This is a genomic window from Fusobacteriaceae bacterium, assembly GCA_031272775.1.
Classification (GTDB): domain Bacteria; phylum Fusobacteriota; class Fusobacteriia; order Fusobacteriales; family Fusobacteriaceae; genus JAISST01.
Genome location: JAISTB010000008.1, coordinates 14677 through 34617 on the forward strand (window position 1 = coordinate 14677; position 19941 = coordinate 34617).

General features: G+C 54.4%; 11 protein-coding genes. 6 read left to right on the forward strand and 5 right to left on the reverse strand.

Annotated features, from left to right (window positions below; translation table 11 throughout):
- The first annotated feature begins 25 nt into the window (after positions 1-25).
- Positions 26-904 carry a hypothetical protein gene (locus LBQ97_02370; protein ID MDR1831562.1) on the forward strand — a complete coding sequence of 293 codons (879 nt, stop codon included), beginning with the start codon at positions 26-28 and terminating at the stop codon, positions 902-904.
- Positions 905-954: 50 nt separating this feature from the next.
- Here LBQ97_02370 and LBQ97_02375 read toward each other — a convergent pair whose 3' ends face one another.
- Positions 955-3564, reverse strand: a complete 2610-nt coding sequence (locus LBQ97_02375) for a hypothetical protein (protein MDR1831563.1) — start codon at positions 3562-3564, stop codon at positions 955-957.
- Between the two features lie 250 nt (positions 3565-3814).
- Here LBQ97_02375 and LBQ97_02380 point away from each other — a divergent pair, with 250 nt between their 5' ends.
- On the forward strand, positions 3815-5122 hold the full coding sequence (locus LBQ97_02380; GenBank protein ID MDR1831564.1) for a putative DNA binding domain-containing protein: 1308 nt from the start codon (positions 3815-3817) through the stop codon (positions 5120-5122).
- Positions 5123-5152: 30 nt separating this feature from the next.
- Positions 5153-7444 (forward strand): NADPH-dependent glutamate synthase, encoded by a 2292-nt coding sequence (gltA, locus tag LBQ97_02385; protein MDR1831565.1) that lies wholly within the window; start codon positions 5153-5155, stop codon positions 7442-7444.
- 103 nt (positions 7445-7547) lie between these two features.
- Here gltA and LBQ97_02390 read toward each other — a convergent pair whose 3' ends face one another.
- Both LBQ97_02390 and LBQ97_02395 read right to left on the reverse strand, forming a co-directional pair.
- On the reverse strand, positions 7548-7796 hold the full coding sequence (locus tag LBQ97_02390) for a hypothetical protein (protein MDR1831566.1): 249 nt from the start codon (positions 7794-7796) through the stop codon (positions 7548-7550).
- A 186-nt stretch (positions 7797-7982) separates the two neighbouring features.
- Positions 7983-8804, reverse strand: a complete 822-nt coding sequence (locus LBQ97_02395) for a prephenate dehydratase (protein ID MDR1831567.1) — start codon at positions 8802-8804, stop codon at positions 7983-7985.
- Positions 8805-8975: 171 nt separating this feature from the next.
- On the opposite strand from LBQ97_02395, the gene LBQ97_02400 reads away from it, so the two are divergent.
- From LBQ97_02400 to LBQ97_02410, 3 genes are all read left to right on the forward strand, one after another.
- A complete protein-coding gene (locus LBQ97_02400) occupies positions 8976-11828 on the forward strand; it encodes a tetratricopeptide repeat protein (GenBank protein ID MDR1831568.1) in 2853 nt (950 codons plus the stop codon).
- Between the two features lie 193 nt (positions 11829-12021).
- Positions 12022-13218, forward strand: coding sequence for an aminotransferase class I/II-fold pyridoxal phosphate-dependent enzyme (locus tag LBQ97_02405; GenBank protein MDR1831569.1), 1197 nt, complete (start codon positions 12022-12024; stop codon positions 13216-13218).
- A gap of 86 nt (positions 13219-13304) precedes the next feature.
- Positions 13305-13850, forward strand: coding sequence for a redoxin domain-containing protein (locus tag LBQ97_02410; protein ID MDR1831570.1), 546 nt, complete (start codon positions 13305-13307; stop codon positions 13848-13850).
- 79 nt (positions 13851-13929) lie between these two features.
- Here the strand turns inward: LBQ97_02410 and LBQ97_02415 are convergent, their stop codons facing one another.
- Positions 13930-17232 (reverse strand): UvrD-helicase domain-containing protein, encoded by a 3303-nt coding sequence (locus LBQ97_02415; protein MDR1831571.1) that lies wholly within the window; start codon positions 17230-17232, stop codon positions 13930-13932.
- A 2-nt stretch (positions 17233-17234) separates the two neighbouring features.
- Positions 17235-19941 (reverse strand): PD-(D/E)XK nuclease family protein (locus LBQ97_02420; GenBank protein ID MDR1831572.1); only part of this gene is annotated, 2707 nt, incomplete at its 5' end.

The following is a 19941-nucleotide window of genomic DNA, read 5'->3' on the forward strand; positions in this document are numbered from 1 at the left end:
TATAATTGGAAAAGAGGAGGGGACTATGGGATTCTTGTTTGGCAATAAAGAGGAGCTTGAACGAAAGATCGAAGAACTGACCGGAGAAATTGCCGGGCTGAATAAGGCTGTCGCTTCCAAGAATACGACGATTACGACGTTGAAGGACGAAAACAACGGGCTCAAGGCCGAGATGACCCGGGAACTTGACCGGCAGGCGACATTGGGCAAGCAGATCGAGATTCTGGGCAATGAGCTCAAAGAAAAAGACGGACTCCTGGAGGCGCTCAGGGCCGAGGCCGAGGAGCTCAAGGCCAAATCCCTTTCGGGGCGGCAGATGGAGATCGTCGAGAAAAATCTCAAAGACAACCAGCGGATTATCGCCGATTACAAGGCCGAGACGGAGCGTCTGGGCAATCGGATCAGGGGCCTCGAAAATGAGAACCGCCGCCTGACGGAGCTTCTTTCCATTAACGGCCTTTCGGCCGGGGATCCAGACCGCAGGCGCTGTACCTACAAGATCCCGCTGGAGATTTTCTTCCCGATCAAGGAATATCAGGAAATCATCGATAAACTGCATGAAACGGGGATTTTCTTCGTGCAAGACATCGGGGGGATCCTGGGGTCCGAAGCCATGGCCGGCGCCCGCAAGCAGCCCGAGGCCGCCAAGAAAGTGCAAAACTTTGAAAAGGGGCGCATGAGCTGGCAGGTGCGGACGACCCTCGTGAAGGGGGAGCCCATCACGACGGTTTTCAAGAAAAAGAAAAAATTCAGCCAGTATCTGGCCGAGCAGGGGCTCGAGTTTATGGACGAGCTCGCCGACTTCGACTGGACCGCGCTGCAGAATACCAGTTTTACGGGATCGCAGATGCGGGAGTTTCAGGAGACGGCCGAGGAGTATTTCAGGAATAATACCATAGGGTAAATCAAAAGGCCGTCGCGCGCGCGACGGCCTTGTTTTTGCTTGTCCTCAGTTCAGTCCAGCCCCACCACATTGACGCGCTCTTCGGGCACGCCGTCGCGGATTTCTTCCCGGGTCGCCGTCGTATAGAGGAGCTTGTTGCCGGTATCGGGCCGGATATAGAGATAGCGGTCATTGCCGGGATCGGGGATCCGGACGCTGACCCGCTTTGTCTGCAGGATGTCCAGCAGATTGGCCTGGGCGCCGGTCACGTCGGTGTAGTAGATCTCGGCTGTGGACTCCCCGGCTTCGTAGACTTCCTCCCAGCGCAGGGCCGGGCTGCCGGGCGAAAGGATGCACTGAAACTTGTTTTTGTTGTTGTAGCCCACGTAATAGCGGAAATCGTCGGCGTTTTTGAATTCCTCCACGGGCGTTTGCGCCGCGTACTTGATCCGGCCGCCCTTCTTGGCGAGGAGCAGCCCGAAGGATACGCCGGTCTTGCAGTTGGCCCGGGAATAGTCGCGGTTGAGCTCGGCCGGGTACAGCGTATACTGAAAGACCCCCAGCCGGTTCGTCTCGGCCGTTTTCCGCCTGAAGACCTCCGTAATCACGGGATGGTTTGATCCCACGCCGCCGACGAAAATCCGGATGTCCCGGCAGTTCGTATATGAGGCGAGTCTTGCGAACAGGGTCTCCATCGTATGGAAAAAGGCGTCGACCACATGGGTCACGGCGTTTTCGAAAATCTCCGCCAGTTCTTCAAAATCGAGGGTCAGCGGGATGTTGCGGATCCATTGGCCCCGTTTGGTACAAAGCGTGACGTTCGCCATATCGTAGGGATAATCGGCCCCGGCGTTGGCGGGCCTCTCCAGATACGGGCGCAGGGCGTTTTTGACGGCCTCGATGTTGTAGAGGGCGTCGGGCTGGCCCCAGCGGGCGTAGCCGAAGAAATCCCCGGGCAAAAGATCGATGTCATAGGCCCCCAGGACGTCGGGGTTTCCTTGAAGGACCGCCGCCGCCATTTCCGTGAGGACGCTCTCGGTCCCGAAACGCTTGTCTCCGTAGGCCCCGTAGTCCTCAAGGACGTAGTCGCAGTCTCTGCGGCCCGAAGGGCGCACAAAACCGAAACCGAAGTCGGCGCCGTGGGCGTCGGTCACAAAGGATCCGTAGAGGAGCGTCTTGTCATCCCGGGGGGCGAGATCCCGCTGGCTGACGGAGGCGGCGGCGAAGGCCGCGGCCCTTGACGCGCCGTAGGACACGTTGAGCCTTTGCATGACGTCGTCATCGGAAAGGACGCCGAGAGGCAGGGATTTTTTGATGCCCCGGGTAAAGGACGCGAGGATCCGCTCCCGGATATTGCGGGCGAGCCTCGGGGTCCACGAGAGCGTGTAGTCGAGGTAAATCCCGCTGTGCATGTTGTTGAGGTAGCTGCCGAGATAATAGGCGTAGAGCTCCACATAGTCGACGCCCTCGACGCTTTTCCCCGTGAGGTCCGTAATCAAGCCGGTATCCGCGCCGTCCGCGGCCGCCAGCGCCTCCATGGAAAGGGGCGAGAGGTCGGTCAGGGACGTGCGCGGGCGTCCGGCAATGCTGTTGTAATCGGCGAGAAATTTTGTCAGGTCGCGCGCCGTCAAGGCCGAAGCGTTTTCATAGAGATAACGCTTGGAAAAGGCGTTCCGCCCGAGGACCACAGGCAGTGTGTAGTCGTTTTCGGACTGACAGGAAACGAGCGTCGACCTCGGCCCGAAATCAATCCCCACAGCCCCGCCGCTCCGGATGTCGTTGACGGGGTCGCCCGCGTAGAGTGGGCGGTCCGTCCTGATCTCGTGATACTCCTTTGTGAGCGCGCAGGGGAAGATGTCCCAGTGGCCGTAGCGCTTGTCATAGACCCGTTCCGGGGAATAGGAAATAAGCCCGAGCCGTTCCGCGTCCGCGTTTAGCAGACGTCTGCCGAGAACATCGGCGCTTATCATAAATTTCCCGGCGATTACCGCGTCCCGGAGTTTTTTCTCGTCGCAATCGACGACGGCGCCGTCCGGGGCAAGCCGCAGCGCGTAAGTACGGAAATCCGAGAGAAGCTCCCTGTAGAGGTTCCGGCAGCTTGCCGGAAGATCCCGGGGCGTCAACCCTTCTTCGAGCCAGATAGCCAGCATCTCACGATCAGAGACAACAGTCGCGTTCTCTCCGCGTAGCCGGTGGATCCCGATCAGGGCGCCCTCATCGCCGCCATAGGCGCTGGAAAATGTATAGTAAAAAAGGACAAGATCTTCCGCTTGGTACGAAAGATCCGCCGAATTGTATTCGCGGAATTTCAGATAATAGTCGCCAAACTTGAAGGGATGGCTTGTGGATCTGGAAAAGGCCGCCTTCACTTCCCCCGCCGTGGGGAAATCCCAGCTGAGACCGTTTCCTTCGGCGTAAAAGGCGAGTTCTGAGGCCAGCAGGGCCTTCCGGTTTTTCCGGAAATCTTTTTTCGGAAAATCGCGAAATACCGGAAAAAGCGCTGTGACGGTCTTATCGTAGTAGACGTTCATCCCTTCGATAAAAAACCACGGCGCATGTAAAAATTCCCCCAGATCTTCCTCGAGCCGGGCGAGGAGACCCGCGTAGTATGTCCGGACATTCTCCAGATAGAGGTCTTTTGTGATATCCTCAGTCCGAAGGATTGTAGTAGATGTTTCCATTTGGCCTCCGATATCGCTTTACGACTTGTTTCTGATTTTATTATAGACGTTTTTGCCCGGAAAATCAAGAGAAAGTTTTGAAACTCTCGTCATATTTCGGAAGTTTCTGATTTTTTCTGACATATCTGAAGAAATTCTCCCTATTCTCTGACAATTCTGACTTTTCTGACAAAACTCTCCCGACTTTCCTTGACGACTCAGGCGAAACGTGGTATACTATAAGAAAATATTCTGAAAAGGGAGGTTTGACATGCTCGAGAACACGACGTCCGAATTCAAACGCGAGTACAACGACAAAGCGAAAAATACCATGCTTGCCTTTCTGAACACAGACGGCGGAACGCTGTATATCGGCCTGGATGACGACGGTTCCGTATACGGCGTTGACGGCGACGTTGACCTGGAGGCCCGCCGGATCGCCTCCGGCTTCAGAGATTCGGTCACGCCCGATCCTTCGGGTTGGTTCTCGGTCGAGCCTGAATATCGGGACGGAAAAACGATCATTGTCGTGAAGATCAAACGGGGCGCGTCTGCGCCCTATTGCTATACAGCCGCCGGATTGACGCCTCAGGGCGTCTACGTCCGGATCGGGAGCAATACGGTCAGGGCGACTTATGAACATATCCGTCAAATGATCAAGGATAACGGGGCGGGCCAGTTTATTTCCGAATTATCCATAGAGCAAAACCTCATATTTACCGAGGCGGAAAGAATTTTCGCGGAGAAAGAGGTCAAATTCGGCCCCGCGCAAAAAAGATCCCTCGGGTTGATCAATCCCGACGGACGTTACACCAATCTGGCTTTGATTCTGTCCGACCAATGTCCCTATACCACCAAAGTCGCCATATTTGAAGGGGCGAACAAAGCCAAGTTCAAAGACCGGAAAGAGTTTACGGGTTCTCTGTTCAAGCAAAATGAAGACGTAAACGCCTATCTTAACGTATTTAACCGGATTCGCGGGACCTTTGAGGGCATCTACCGGATCGATCACCCGGATTATCCGGAAATCGCTATTCGCGAGGCTTTTGTGAACGCCTTGATCCACCGGGATTATTCGATTGAGGGCAGTATTTTGGTCAGCATGTTTGATGACCGGCTGGAATTTATGTCCCTCGGCGGGATCATGCCCGGTGTGACCCATGAACTGATGCGCCTTGGGGTCTCTGTGACCAGGAACGAAAAACTGGCGCGCATCTTTTACCGGCTGAATGTCATCGAGGCTTACGGAACTGGAATACCGCGCATATATGAGGCCTATGAGGCCTGTGAAATCCAACCCGAAATTCCCGTCGTTGACGGCGGTTTTCTGATCCGGCTCCCCAACAGGAACTTTTCCGGTGAAAAGAGGGAAAATTCCGGAGAACTCCCGGAAGGGAGCAATGAGAAAAAAATCGTGGACGGGTTCAAAAATGAGCGCTTTTCTAAAGAAAATGCCGCGGAATTCCTCGGAATTAGCCCCAGCGGGGCTTACAAGCTGCTTCAACGAATGACAAAATCGGGGATTCTGGCCGCGACAAAAGACAGGAACCGCTGGGTGTATCAGGTGAGGGCGGTATAATACCATTGAATAAATAATCAGGAGGAAGAAATGCACATTATTCGGAAGAAGAAAATCCTTACGGAAAACATCATCTATATGGATGTGGAAGCGCCGGACCTCGCGAAGGCCGCCCAGCCGGGCCAGTTTTTGATCGTGAAGGCCGGAGAGGAGGGCGAGCGGGTGCCGCTGACGATCTGCGACTACGACCGGAAAGCGGGGACCGTGGCCATCGTCTTTCAGGTTGTGGGCCCCAGCACACAGAAAATGGCCGCTTTGAATGAAGGCGACGCCTTTGCCGACGTCGTGGGCCCCTTGGGCAGGCCATCGGACTTTTTAACCAAGCCCCTGGAAGAGCTGCGGCAAGAGCGCTTTCTCTTTATCGCGGGGGGCGTGGGGACAGCCCCGGTCTATCCCCAGGTCAAATGGTTCAAGGCCAGGGGTCTCGCGGCCGACGTGATCATCGGCACGAAAAACAAAAATACTCTGATTCTGTGGGATGAAATGAAGGCCGTGGCCGACACGGTCTTTCTCTGTACCGACGACGGCTCGGCGGGGATGCACGGCCTTGTGACCGACATGCTGAAAAAACTCGTCGCCGAGGACAAGAGACGCTATGACGAAGTCGTCGCCATCGGTCCCATGATCATGATGAAATTCGCGACGCTGACCGCCAGGGAACTGGGTCTTCCGATCACGGTCTCCCTCAATCCCCTGATGGTTGACGGGACCGGCATGTGCGGCGCTTGCAGACTGACCATCGGCGGCCGCGTCAAATTCGCCTGCGTCGACGGGCCTGAATTTGACGGCTACGCCGTTGATTTTGACGAAGCCATGAAGCGGCAGAACATGTTCAAGACCGCGGAAGGCCGGAACATGCTGAAAGCGGCCGATTGCGGGCTCAGCCACAGTCCCGCCTGCCCCGCGGAGCCCGTGGAAAATCCCGTATTCCCCAAGGGGAAGCGGGTCCCTGTCCGGGAACAGGCGCCCGATGTCCGCAACAAGAATTTTGACGAAGTCTCCTACGGCTACAATCTCGAAGAAGCCAGGGCCGAAGCCGCCCGCTGCTTGCAGTGCAAAAATCCTCTCTGCGTCCAGGGCTGCCCCGTAGCCATCGACATTCCGGGCTTTATCCGGGAGATCAAGGCCGGAAATCCCGCGGCCGCAGGGGCCGTTTTGCTCCGGTACTCCAATATCCCCGCCATCTGCTCCCGGGTGTGCCCCCAGGAGACCCAGTGCGAGGAACGCTGCGTCGTGGGCATCAAGGGAGAACCCGTCTCCATCGGGAAACTGGAGCGCTTCGCGGGCGATTACCTGCTGGAACACGGGGCCGACTACGTGCGGGAGCCCGCCAAAGGGCAATCGGTCGCCGTCATCGGCTCGGGGCCCGCGGGACTCACCTGCGCCGGGGATCTGGCGAAGCTCGGCTATGACGTCACGATCTTCGAGGGCCTCCATAAGACCGGAGGCGTTCTCTCCTACGGCATTCCGGAGTTTCGTCTGCCGAAAAACCGCGTCGTGCAGGTCGAAATCAAAAACCTTGAAAAATTGGGCGTGCGCTTTGTGACCAATACGGTCATCGGAAAGACGCTGCCCTTGGATGATTTATTCCAAGAAAAGGGCTTTTCAGCGGTCTTTATCGGCACGGGGGCGGGCCTCCCGAAATTCATGGGCATCCCGGGAGAGACTCTGAACGGCGTCATATCGGCCAACGAATTCCTGACCCGGGTCAATCTCATGAAGGCCAACGAAGCGGCCTATGATACGCCGGTGGTCCTGGGGAAACGGGTCGCCGTCGTAGGCGGCGGGAACGTCGCCATGGACGCCGCCCGGACCGCCAAACGTCTCGGGGCGGAGGTCGAGGTCCTGTACCGCCGGAGCGAAAAGGAGCTTCCCGCGAGGCTCGAGGAGATCCAGCACGCCAAAGAAGAAGGCGTCAATTTTCAATTCCTCGTGTCGCCCGTGGCGCTTACGGGAGACGCCGACAACTGGCTCACGGAAGTAAAGCTCATCCGTATGTCCCTGGGCGAACCCGACGAGAGCGGCCGGGCAAAGTTTACGGAGATCCCCGGCAGCGAGTTTACGCTTCCCATGGATACCGTGATCATGTCCCTGGGCACGTCCCCCAATCCCCTGATTGCCGCCACCACCGAGGGCCTCAGGACAGACCGCTGGAATTGTATCGAGGCCGACGGGGCCACGGGCCAGACGTCCCGGGAGGGCGTTTTCGCCGGCGGAGACGCCGTCACGGGAGCGGCTACGGTGATTCTTGCCATGGAGGCGGGGAAAAAGGCCGCCGCGGCCATAGACCGATATCTCACGGAAAAACGGCGGCGCGGCTGAGGGCAAGCCCACTTTCCCCCGCCCAACAAAAAAACCCGGACAGGTCCACGGGCCTGCCACGGGTTTTATTTTCCGGGTAAAAATCAGATAAGAATACTCAAAGTTAGAATTTTTCAGCGATAAAGTTCGTAAAGCGCCAGAGGCTTTCCGTGTCCTTGACGGATTGGCCCGCCAGGAAGCCCAGCTGTTTCCATTCGTCCGTCGAAAGCTCCAGTTCCTTGTTGTCGGCGGCGTCGTCGACAATCGTAAAGAAATTGGAGAGCGTCATCTTGAGCTCTTCGTCAAGGCGCTGCCTTTGGCGCAAATTATCATAAATCCGGACGATTTCCTTACCCAAATCCTGTTTCTTCATGTACACTCCCCCTTATCAAGTAAATTGCAATTTGTAACCGTTACAAGTTTACTGTTCTATTGTACTCCATTCAAGCAAAAAAATCAACACTTTTTTGAATATGACCCCTCCGCTGTGCAATATTCGTAAGAATTTTACCGGAATCCGGACATAGCGGGGTATTTTTGACGCCGGATTTTTCACGCCTCAGGTCCGGTAATAGCCGCCGAGGAGTTTGACCTCGAGACACCAGTCCCGGATTTCGGCGATCATATCTTTGGCGGCTGGATCGGCGAGGTTCCCCATGAGTTCCACGTGAAAATAATAGCTCCAGGGCTCGTTTTCTATGGCGTGGGATTTGATATTGACCATGTTGAAGCCCCTGCGGGCGACGGCCGTCAATACTCCCGCCAGCTGCCCCGGGATGTTCCGGACCGTAAAGAGGAGCTGGAAATGATCCCCTTCTTCGGTGTAGTCCCGGCTGATGACGATAAAGCGCGTCGTGTTGGATTTGCTCGTATGGATATTTTCCGCGATCAGCGAGAGCCCGTAGAGCTCCGCGGTCTCCAGCGACGCGATGGCCCCCTTGGCGGGATCTCCGGCCTCGGCCACGGACTTGGCCGCGATTGCCGTATTGGGCGAAGCCACGAGCTCGATGGATTTTCCCCGGAACCAGTCGGCGCACTGGGAGATGGCCTGGGGATGGGAATAGACCTGCCGGATGCCGGAAAGGGTCGCTCCCGGGATCCCCAGCAGATTGTGCCGCACCGTTAAGTCCAGGGTCCGGTTCACATAGAGGCTGCTTTTTTTCAAAATCTCGCTGACTTCGGCCACTTCGCCGGTGTAGGAATTCTCCGAAGGCAGCACGCCCTTATGGCAGACGCCTTCGGATACGGCCCGGGCCGCTTCGGCGAATGTCGTAAAAGGAATCAGTTCCTCCCCGGGAAAGAGCGCCTTGGCCGCCTGATGGCTGAAGGCCCCCGAGACGCCGGGATACGCGATTTTCAATGTTGTCCGCTCTTTGTCCACAGATGTCCCCTCCATTGAATACACCCAATTATATCAAAAATCCCGAAAATTTACAAAAAAAATTTCGAAATGGAGAAATCCTTGTAGAAATGCGCTCCAAATTGTGGTACAATATGAACGGGAAGCATGTAATCACTGTAGAGCCGGACACCGTTTCCGGAAGGAGTTGCTATGGAAAATCTGAAAAACAATTTTGACGAACTGATCGCGAAAAAGGATTACAACGGCGCCCTTTTCCTGCTGAAATCCATGGAAGAATCCGGAGACGACAGCTCATGGCTGTACTGCAACCTGGCCTGGCTGCTGGGCAATCGCGGCAACCGCGAAGAGGCGCTTCCCTATCTCGCCAAGGTCGAGGAACGTAACGACCCGAAATTCAACAAATGGGTGTTTTCGGAGACGGCCTCGGATCTGAGCGCGCTGAACCGGCCCGCCGAAGCGGCGGCCTACCTGAAGAAAACCGTCGCCGCAGGCCGCGACGACGCCTGGGTCAACTTTATGCTGGGGCTGAATCTCAACAAGCTTGAGGATTATCCGGAAGCTTTGACCCACTTGCAAAAAGCCAACGAAATGGGGAGAAACGACGCCCTTTTGCATTTTGAGACCGGCTGGGCCCTCGGCAACATGGGCCGGAACAACGAGGCCATCGGGCATCTGCGGGCGGCCCTGGAGCTCTCCCCCGACGATATCCCGACGCTCAACGAAATCGCTTGGAATTACGGAAAATTGGGCGAACACGAGCGGGCCATCGCCTATTACAACAAGATCAAAGATCTGGGCCATGACGACGTCAACGTCAACAGCGAAATCGGCTGGAATCTCGGCTGTCTTGACAAGCCCGAAGAGGCCATCGAATATCTCCGCAAGGCGGAAAAACTCTCGGAAGAGCCTTCGGCCTTTCTCTATTCGGAAATGGCCCGGAACCTGCGCCGTCTGGACGATTTTGAAGGGGCCCTGGACGCCCTGCAAAAGGCCTCCAACCTCGGCCGCGACGACTATTGGATCCACGCCGAAATGGCCTGGAACCTGCTGCAATTGAACCGCCTCAACGAAGCCCTGAGCAAATTCCGCAAGAGCGACGAGCTCAAGCGCGACGACCGCTGGATCGTCTCCCAGATCGGTTACTGCCTCGGAGAGACCGGCAAATATGACGAAGCCCTCGAGTACTACCGGAAAGCGAAGGCCCTGGGCCGCGACGACCACTGGCTCAACGGCCGGATCGGCTGGACGCTGTCCAAGTTAAACCAGCCCGAGGAGGCCCTCAAATTTTTGAAAAGGGCCGAAGCCCAGGGAGACGGCGTGCCCTCTTGGCTCGCCTTTGAGCTTGGTCTCAATCTCCGGAGCCTCGAGCGCTATGACGAGGCCCTTTCCTATCTCGTTCCCGCGGCAAATGAGGATCCCGGCAACTATCACCTGCAGAGCGAGACGGCCCTCAATCTGGCCCGGCTGGGCCGCGCGGCCGAAGCCGCGCCGTATTTCAAGCGGGCCCGGGAAGACAACGACGAACCCGAACCCTGGTTTGTCGAAGAAGACGCGAAAAATCTCGAAGCCGTCGGAGATTACGCCGGGGCCATAGACGCCTGGTCCTTGCTAGCCCGGACCGACGAGGCCGACAAGGGCGTTCTCTATTACCGCATGGGCCTTTGCGCGAAGCAACTCAAGCAAAATGACAAGGCCCTCGAATACCTGCAACTGGCGAAAAAATACGGCAAGGACGACGAAGAGACCCTGGCCGCGACCGTTCCTCTCGTCAACAAAAGCAAGCATCCCGAAGCGGCTTTGGGAATTTTGGAGCAACTGGCGGCAAGGGGCCCCATGTCTGAAAAACTGGCGGGCGATATGGCCTACTGCCATTTGCAGCTGAAGCAATACGACGAGGCCCTGACCTGGCTCAAAAAAGCCGGCGAACTGGGGCGAAACGACAGCTGGCTCTATGAGAATATGGGCTATATTTTAGGCAAACAGGGCAAATACGCCGAAGCCATGGCCGCTTACGAAAAGGCCGTGGCGACCCAGGCCCAGCCCCAGGGGGCCACGTTTTGGCAAATGGGGAAACTGGCCAACGCCCTCGGCCGCTTTGAGGTCGCCAACGTCTATTACCAGCGGGCGCTGCAAGGGGGCGAAATCAACGCGGACATCCTGACCGAAGAAGCCTGGACCCTGAACAAACTCGATCACGCGATCGAGGCTTTGACTTATCTCGATCAGGCCCTGGCCATCGACCGGGACAATATCGCGGCCTGGAATGAACTGGGCTGGACCCGGGTGCAGCTCGACAAATTCCCCGAGGCCCTCGAGGCCTTCAAGCGTTCCGAAGAGCTCAATCCTTCGGATCCCTGGCTCTTGTCCCAGATCGGCTATACTTACGAGAATATGAACCGCTATCCCGAAGCCCTCGAGTACTTCAAGCGCCTGCGGGACCTGCTGGGGGACAAGGCTTCCGCCGAGGTCACCGACGAGATCTATTTCCTCGAGAAAAAGACCGCCCGCCGCTCGCCGCTCAAGGCTTCAGTCCAGCAGGCGGCCGCCGATATGGGGAAAGAGCTCAAAATCAAAGAACCGGAGCAGTCGGAAGCGGTTCAGCCGGTCGTCACAAAAGCCTCCCTCGATGTTGCTGCCGTAGGGGCGAATGAATATTCGCCCGCCACTGAACATCCGCCCGTTCCCGAGGCGGAACCCGCGCCCGTTCCCGAAGCGGAGCCGGCCCCCGCCCCCAAGCCCGCGCCGAAACCCGAGATCCGGAAGGATATTTTCCCGGAAAATCCCGTGGATACGAAGCCCGAGCCCGTCAAAAAGAAAGAAAAATTCCAGGATTTCTCCCAGCCTGCCGAAGACCGGCAACCCAAGATGGCCAAACCCGTCCGGACGCCTGCGAAACCGGCCCCGCCCAAGTCGGAGTCGAAACTCTTCAGAAATCTTTTGATCCTGCTCTTTCTGGGCGTAACCGCCTTTTTCGCCTACGCGGTCTTCAAGATCAAAGACAGCAGCGAAACGATCATAGACTTCATTTTGAGCCTGTTTTAAAGATATTCTATAGAATTCATCGATTATTTTTTCCTCACGGTTTTCCCATGATTTACACATACAAAAATCATCTATGATAAAGCCTCATTAAGAGCTATAACTTTTATCTATTTTACCTTTGCCGCCAAAGCGGATATAATTTGCGTAGAGCCCCCATAAGGGCCAAAAAGTATATCGCTTTGGAGGTGCAACCATGCAGTACGATTTTGAAACGGTAATCAGAAGGGAGGGCGTCGGCTCGGCCAAGTGGGACTCCATGACAAAGGTCAACGGGAGGCTGCCCGGGGACGTTATCCCCTTTTCGGGGGCGGAGATGGAGTTTGTGACGGCGCCGCCCATCGCGGAAGACCTCAAAAACGCCATCGATACCATGGTCCTCGGACGCACGGACGCGACGGAAGGCTATGTTGAGGCACTTTGCGAGAGAATAAAGAAACGCCATAATTTCACGGTCAAGCCCGAATGGGCGCTGACGACCCGGACGGTCTTGGAAGCCGTCAATACGGCCATACGGGCCTTTACGGAAAAAGGCGAGGCGATCCTTGTTTTGACGCCTGTTTGCGGAGAAATGGCCAAGCTCTTGACGCTCAGCGGGCGGCCGGTCGTGGAAAGTCCGCTTTTGCGGAAGGGCACGAGCTACGAGATCGACTTTGACGATTTCGAGCGAAAGGCCCGGGGAGGGAGCGTCAGGCTCTTCGTTCTTTGCAACCCCCACAATCCGGTGGCCCGGGTCTGGAAGAAGAAGGAGCTTGAGCGCGTCGGCAGGATCTGCCTCGAAAACGGGATTGTCGTCGTATCCGACGAGGCCTGGTCAGGGATCATCATGAAGGGTCAGCGGCACGTGACCTTCGGCGCCGTGTCCGAGTCCTTCCTGCAAAATCTCGTCATCTGTTTTTCCCCGGCGGCGACCTACAACCTGACGGGACTCCAGATCGCAAACGTCATTATCCCCGGCGGCCGTCTCCGGAAGCAGTTCCGGGCGACGTATCTCGCCATGCTTGAACATTCTCCCCGCTGCAACATCTTAAGCTATGTGGCGTCCAGGAGCGCCTGGGAAAAATGCGACGGCTGGCTTGAAAAAGCCCTTTCGATCATCGCCGCCAACAAGGAGCTGATCACGGACTTTTTGGGTCTGGAATTGCCCCAGATCAAGGTCATGGACTTTGAGGGCTCGTATTTTCTCTGGCTCAACATGAAGGGCCTCGGGCTCGATTACCGGGAATTGGAGCGGATCAATAAGACAAAGGCCCATCTCTTTTTTGAGGAAGGTTATACCTTCGGCGAGCAAGGGGAATCCTTTGAACGCTGGAATATCGCCTGCCCCACATACTATATCGAGCGGGCGCTCACGCGGATGAAAGCGGCCTACAGCAGGATACGCCAGGCGTGAATTTCCTCCGAAGCGGCGCCATAGACGCCGAATAATACCAGACATACACAGGAAGAGGTCAATAAAATCACAGGAGTTGATGCAGCATGAAACTTGCAACAGGAATGAAAATGCCGGATTTTACGTTTGATTCCATTTACCGGGACAAGGTGGATTACCTCGAAAGCAAGAAGGGAAAAACCGGCGTCCTCATGTTTCTCAGGTACTTCGGCTGCCGGATCTGCCAGTTGGACATCCGGGAATTCAATCTGCTCTACGACGAATTTGTCAAACTGGGCGCCGACGTGAAGATTGTCCTCCAGTCCACCCGGGAGATTATGCTGGAAGCGGAGGAGAAAGAGGGCAAATTCAAGACGGAATTTGTGCTCGACCCGACCCAAGCGCTCTACAAGCGCTTTGAGCTCGCGGTGGCCAAAGACAAGGACGAACTCAGGGGCCAGGGCCAAGTGGAAAAGAAATCGGCCGAGGCCCAGGCGCTGGGCATGGTCCACGGCGCCTATGAGGGCGAGGAATTGCAGCTCCCCGCCGCCTTTATCATCGACAAGGACGACAACATCGTCTACGCGCGCTACGCCGCCCACGGAGCCGACATTCCCCGGGCCGCGGAAGTGCTGGAAATCCTCAAAAAGTAGGGCAAGCAAAAACCCCCGGAGGCGAGACCTCGGGGGTTTTGATTGTTATTGGTAGTTCGCGTTGCATGACATCCTCCTCCTATAATTCCACGTATTCAAATCGGATCCTGTCCGAATAAACATTTCCCGCCGGACTGTTTTCCAGCTGCCCGCGGATCAGCTTCACATAACGGATCTTTTGTTTTTCGTCGTCATCGTCCTCTTCCCGGTAGGATCTGCCGGTTTTAAAGTCGAGAATCAGGATTTCGCCCGGCTTTCCGTCCTTCGGAAAGCGGACCAGCAGGCGGTCGAGAATGTTTTTCCGCCCGTCTTTGTCATAGAGCGCGTATTCGGAAAAATCCCTGTCCCAGTCTCCGAAGAGACCGCAGGTCTTTGCTTTTTCCGTGAGCGCGCGGATATTTTGCTCCGAGAGGGTTTCGTCTATCGTAACAGGCCCCAGACTGTCGGCGTATTTCGCCCGGACAAAGCGCGCGGCGCTTGCGATTTCCGCCGCTTCCGGCCGGCGCAGATGTTCGAAGAACTCGTGAATCATGAGACCCCGGAGGCGCTTTGTGTCGTCGAAGGCGAGGTCGTGAGACTTGAGGCGGTCGAGGCCGGGGGCGGGTTCCCGGGAAACCTTTTCGGATTTGCTGAATCGCTGATTCTGCAGATTGAGCGCGACTGATCGCTTTTCTTCCGCTTTGACTTCAGACAGGGGGGCGTATAATTCCGAATCGCTTTCAAAGTCGGATAACTTTTCCAAGGTCTGGCGAATCAATCCCGTGATTCCTGTCAAGTCGCCGACGCCCTTTTTGGGATTGGGTTTCTGATCGTCCTCGGCGACGATAATGAGGTTGTCGACGGCGCGGGTCAGGGCGACATAGAGAATATTGATTTTTTCCGTCGCTTCGGCTTCTTTTTCATCGAGAATCAAATCCCGGTATTCTTCAAGTCTCTCGAGCCAGGGCAGGAATTTTTTCATGGTCAGGATCGTCTTTCGGACCTTGGTGAAAGACGCGTCCAATTTTGCGTAGAATCGCAGCGCTTGCCCCGATTCCGGGGGGCTTTTTCTGTTGTGATAATAATAGTAGACCGTATCGTAAGCCAGCCCTTTGGCCTTGTGGACGGTAGCCAACGTCACGACGTCGCTCTCTTTGAACAGAATATCCGCGAATACCGGATCATCAGGTTTTCGATCCAGTTCATCGAGAAAATCCCGAATATCGGGATAGCTTTCCGCAAGTTCGCAAAAGCGGGACAAGTTTTCGATATCAACGGCGGGCGTCGTCTCCGTTACAAGAGAGAAGGATGTTATGATCTTTTCAATGATTGCCCGGGCTTGCGCTTTTTTCCGGAAGAATTCGTCACGGATCTCCCGGATCAGCGGGAGCAAGTCCGGAAAGACGGGCGACGTTATCCCTTTTTCTTCAAAGAAACTCCGCATGATCAATGGTTTCGCATCGATAAGCGCTTGTAAATCCTCATTTGTACATCCGAAGGGCTCATGGGAAAGAAAGTTCAAGAGTGAGACAAAACTGTTGCGGTAGCAAAATTTCAACAGATCATAAACAGCGCCGACGCTGGGATTGCGGCGTATATTGGACGAGGCTTCAATCACATAGGGGATTTTTTTCAGTTTAAGCAATTGGGCAATGGCCTTCAGATCGTTGCTGTAGCGGGCCAAAACGCCGATCCCCCTGCGGGACTTTCCTTTTTTGATAAAGTTTTCTTCAATATGTCGGACGAGTTTTACGAAACCGTCGCCTTTAGGGGCTTTGAAAGGCTCTTCAGTCCCGGCTTCCTCACTGCTTTCTCCACTGTCTTTCGGGGCGTTCATTTCAGCTGCGGGTGAGTCCGGCTCCGGTTTGTTTTCCCCGATGATCACGGATATATATCCCCGATTTTCCTTTTTTGGATCAGGACTCTTGCAAAGGGAATCTATAAACCGCCAGGCGAGTTTTCTGTCCGGAATCTCGAATAACTCGCCCAGATCTTCCCGTTTGGCGATCTCCGAAAAGAAACGGTTGCAGTATTCGGTGATATTTTTTTCGCTGCGGAAGCAGGTATCGAGATTCTGAACCATGGCGCCGACCATGTCGGGAAGGTTTTCAAAGAGCTTTTTTTCTCCGCCCCGCCAGCCATAGATGCTTTGTTTTTCATCTCCGACGCACAGGACATCGGGACAGGCGTCAACGAGCTTCGAGAGCACCTGCCATTGCAAAATGCTGGTGTCTTGGAATTCATCGATAAAAATCGCGGTGATTTTTCCCCCGATGATATCAAAGAAGTCGTCGGTCAGGCGTTCATTTTCGATGAAATGTAGGTCTTTATCGTAGAGAAATTTGAACGTATACGTACTGATGTCATTGAACGTGAACTTTCTTTCTTTGAATTTGATCTCGTCGTAGTAGGTGTAAACCCTTTGAATAAAGGTAAAAATGCTTTGTTCCAGAGGAATAATCTTTTCATTGAAAACCGCCTTGCTGACTTCTTTTTTGAAACGCTCGCTCGCTTCCGTGATTTCGCAAAGAGGGCTGTCAGCTCTCTTCTTTAGAGTCTGGCCGTTCCAAAAATTCCCGTCTGTGAGCGCATCGCAGCGATCGACAATAAAACGTTCGATATCTTCACGCGGAGCGTTTGCCTGATAAAGATCCATACATTTCTTTTTATCCTGATCATTGGCCTTGTATTTGTCTTCAAAACTGAGATTTCTTTTTGCCAAAAGGCCGTTTATGGATTCCATCAGGAGACTTAGTTTTCCGTAGAGATCTGTGGGTATTTTTTCCCGCTCGGGGGTTTTCAAACCGCGTTCCGCCAGTTCCCTTTCCATCATGATCCATTTCCAGCGTTCGTTAATCAGTCGTTTCAACGCGGAGATGTAATTTCCCGAGGTTTTTTCGGGACCGAGGCTTAGAAAACGGCCCACTTCCTTGTAATTCTGTTTGAGAAGCTTTTCCAGCACGCTTTGGAGCAAGAGCTCATTCTCATCGTCGTCAATGGTTTCGAAGGCGGAGATGTTTTTGTATTTGGCGATGGCGTCCTGAAACAGCCAGTTTGAGAAAGAATCAATCGTATAGATCCTCAGATTGTCTTTATTTTTGATCATTTCATCCCGAATGGCAGTCATGCGGGGTTGAAAGTTTTCGTCCACGACAAAATCCTCATGATTTTTCTCGATATCTCTGATAATCCCCTTCCCTTTTTCCGATCGGGACAGGATCGCCTCAAGAAATTCGAGAATGCGACTTTTGATCTCCGCCGTGGCTTTTTTTGTGAAGGTCATGACCAGAATTTCTTTCCAGGAGACGCCGCGATACATGGCGTATAGGTATTCGAGGGACATGCGGTAGGTTTTTCCGGTTCCCGCGCTTGCTTTTAAAATCAGCTTGTTTGTTTTCTCCATGCCTATTCCCTCCCGCAGATTTTTCCGTAGGCGCAGCCGACACAGGTTTGATAAACGCCGTTTTTGTTCGCTTCCGCCGGTTCAATCACCGGGGCCAGCAGGAATTCTTCCATGCTTTCTTCAATGGTCTCTTTCAATACCGCCGTCGCCAAGGGCTTTCCGTTCTTTCCGACGGTGGCAATTTCTTCCACATCCCCGTCCCAGCTGTTAAACACATATTTTTGGGCTTTGTTTACGTCCCGATACAGCGCGATTGAATAGAATTCCAATTGCCCGCGCGTTTTTTTCCCTGTCTTGTGATCAATGATCATGGCGGAACCATCGGCGCATTCGATAACAAGATCCACTTTTCCGCTGTATTGGGCCGAATATTGCTCTTTTTGGGCAATGATATTGCCCGGGGGAACAGAATATTCCACGGAGATCTTTTTGATTTTCTTGCCCCCAAGCAGTTGTTTCAGGCTGTTTTGATAAAATTCGGGAATGGTCTTTTGGAATTTGGGAATGACAATGTCGCGGTAGTATTCCGCAAAAGCGTCCGGAATTCTTTTTCCGCAGTCTTCCTCAAGAATTTCCAGAAATACCGACTTCACTTCGGCTTCCGAAAGATCAAAATTGCCCTTTTCCATATTGGCTTTCGTCATATTGAGGATGTTTTCCATCCCTTTGTGGAAAAAGACGCCCATATATTTGGCCGAGAGCAATTCGATTTCGACGGTCCAGGATTCTTCGCCCAGATTCATCAATTTATCGAAATAATACAGCAACCGGCAGGGGGCAAATTTGTTCGCATAGTCATAGGGGGCCAGATTGAGTGGCTTACCTTCAGGCAAATACAGGGGATTGAATTTTAAGGTAAGGTCCGATTTTCGGATTCGCCCGCTTTCGCCCGGATCCCCCTTTGCCCAGATTTCCCGCAAAAATTCCAACCGGATTTCATCGGTGACCGGCGTTTTGTCCATTGACTCGCGGTTCAGGAGCAGCCGCAGTTCTTCCATAAAGGGGGAGAATTCCACCTTTTCTCCGGGATCTTCCCAGGTCAACAGTGTGACCTCATCGAAAGCCGAGATATTTTGCAGGAATTTCTTGCGGGCGGAATTGCGCAGGTCTTCCCCGGTGGGCATGCCGTAAGTCCGCAGCTGGCTTTCGGTGAAGATCCCGCTCTCTTTGGGAATCGCGGGATAAAAGCGGTTCGTCACGTCAAGAAAGATCCCCTTCCGGATCTTACCTCCGGAGACATCCGGATCGGCGGCAAATGCGAATCTGGCGTTTTCGGCATCCAGGACGGGGACAAGTTCCGCTTCGGCCTTGGGCCCGTAAAACTCCATATTTTTTACATTTTCCAGCACATAGCGCAGCAGAAATTTCCCTTTGTTTTCGCTCTCCCCGATCACCCTCCCGAGCGCGGGCCCGAGCAAAAAGAGCTCTCTGAGAAATCCCTGAATTTTTTCAAACATCCCGAGGTTGTCGCCTTCCCAGAAGAAATATCCCGCCGGCGTTTCCGCCGCTTCTCCGGCCTCGACGGCCGACTTGTTTCCATAGAGAATATCTTTAAAAAATAACAGAAAATCCGACATATTTCCGCAGATCGCGAGATTTTTTACCATTTCCAGAACATCGGCGAGCTTCCCGCGAAAGGCCGCAAGCGGCTTTCTCCCTTCCGAACCCTCAGGCCGGGCGGCCTCAAGGTCCTCAAGGATATCCGTCGAAAGATACTGATAGCTTGCGCCGATCAGTTCCCTGTAAAAGGCGTCTTTGTCGGCGGCGCTGAATCCGAACCAATCCCGGAAGACGGCGGCGTCAAAGGCTGCAACAAAAGCCTTCAGCCGGTACCGGAAGCGATCGGGGGCGGCTTCGGGATTTTCCACGGCGTCCGCGATATCATATAAAATTTGCAAAAATCGGAACAAATTTGTTTTCTCCATGGGTTTTGACACGGGTCCAGCGAAGAAATCAGGGAAGATCCGGTCATAGCGGCAGTTTTCCGGATCGGGCGAAAATACGCGTGTTTCCCGGGGATTTTCACCGGACAGCGCATCGATCAGCGTAAACAATTGCTTATCGGGATTTTCGCAGTCCATAAGGCAGAGGTTTTCCGCCTTTTGTCGCAGTGCTTCGGGAAAATGGATTTCCTTGATCGCGAGCTTTTCCTCGTCGTAGTCGGAAGGCGCCGTCTGAATCGCAAACGCGATCTCCGGCCCTTTGATTTTTTCGCGGATAAGCCGGACATAGAGCGGCGGCAGGCGGTCGATGTCGACAAAAATAAGCCTGTCCCACACTCCGGCAAACGTCTCGTCAAAGAAGGCCTCCCGCTCCAGCCATTGGGCGGGAACGCTTGATTTTTCGGAGAGCGCGCGGTCGAAGGCTTCCTTCATCTCGTAAAAATGTCCGATCGTATTGGCCTGCCACTGCCGGCAATCGAGGGGTTCCGCGATTTCATAGCGGGCGAGATCCGCGAAGAAGCGGAAAAAGTCTCGGGCCTGTTCGGAAAAGTCAAACCAAGACGATAGCCCGAGTTCACGCCGGAGGTTCGGCCCCAGCGACTCATAGAGCAAAAGCGCGCTTTTATCGGCCGGCAATAGGGTTTTGTCGGGCACAAAAATTCGCTCTTTCCATTCACCCAGCGTCAGGGCCCCAAAGTCAAACTCTAGAAAACGATCTTGGCTCAGCCGGATAAAGGCTTCTTTTTCGTGATTGTCCGCGAAGATA

Excerpts from the sequence above, each read along its gene's own strand:
- LBQ97_02380 (MDR1831564.1), top strand. The coding sequence starts at position 3,815 with ATGCTCGAGAACACGACGTCCGAATTCAAACGCGAGTACAACGACAAA.
- LBQ97_02375 (MDR1831563.1), bottom strand. The coding sequence starts at position 3,564 with ATGGAAACATCTACTACAATCCTTCGGACTGAGGATATCACAAAAGAC.
- LBQ97_02400 (MDR1831568.1), top strand. The coding sequence starts at position 8,976 with ATGGAAAATCTGAAAAACAATTTTGACGAACTGATCGCGAAAAAGGAT.
- gltA (MDR1831565.1), top strand. The coding sequence starts at position 5,153 with ATGCACATTATTCGGAAGAAGAAAATCCTTACGGAAAACATCATCTAT.
- LBQ97_02410 (MDR1831570.1), top strand. The coding sequence starts at position 13,305 with ATGAAACTTGCAACAGGAATGAAAATGCCGGATTTTACGTTTGATTCC.
- LBQ97_02370 (MDR1831562.1), top strand. The coding sequence starts at position 26 with ATGGGATTCTTGTTTGGCAATAAAGAGGAGCTTGAACGAAAGATCGAA.
- LBQ97_02405 (MDR1831569.1), top strand. The coding sequence starts at position 12,022 with ATGCAGTACGATTTTGAAACGGTAATCAGAAGGGAGGGCGTCGGCTCG.
- LBQ97_02415 (MDR1831571.1), bottom strand. The coding sequence starts at position 17,232 with ATGGAGAAAACAAACAAGCTGATTTTAAAAGCAAGCGCGGGAACCGGA.
- LBQ97_02390 (MDR1831566.1), bottom strand. The coding sequence starts at position 7,796 with ATGAAGAAACAGGATTTGGGTAAGGAAATCGTCCGGATTTATGATAAT.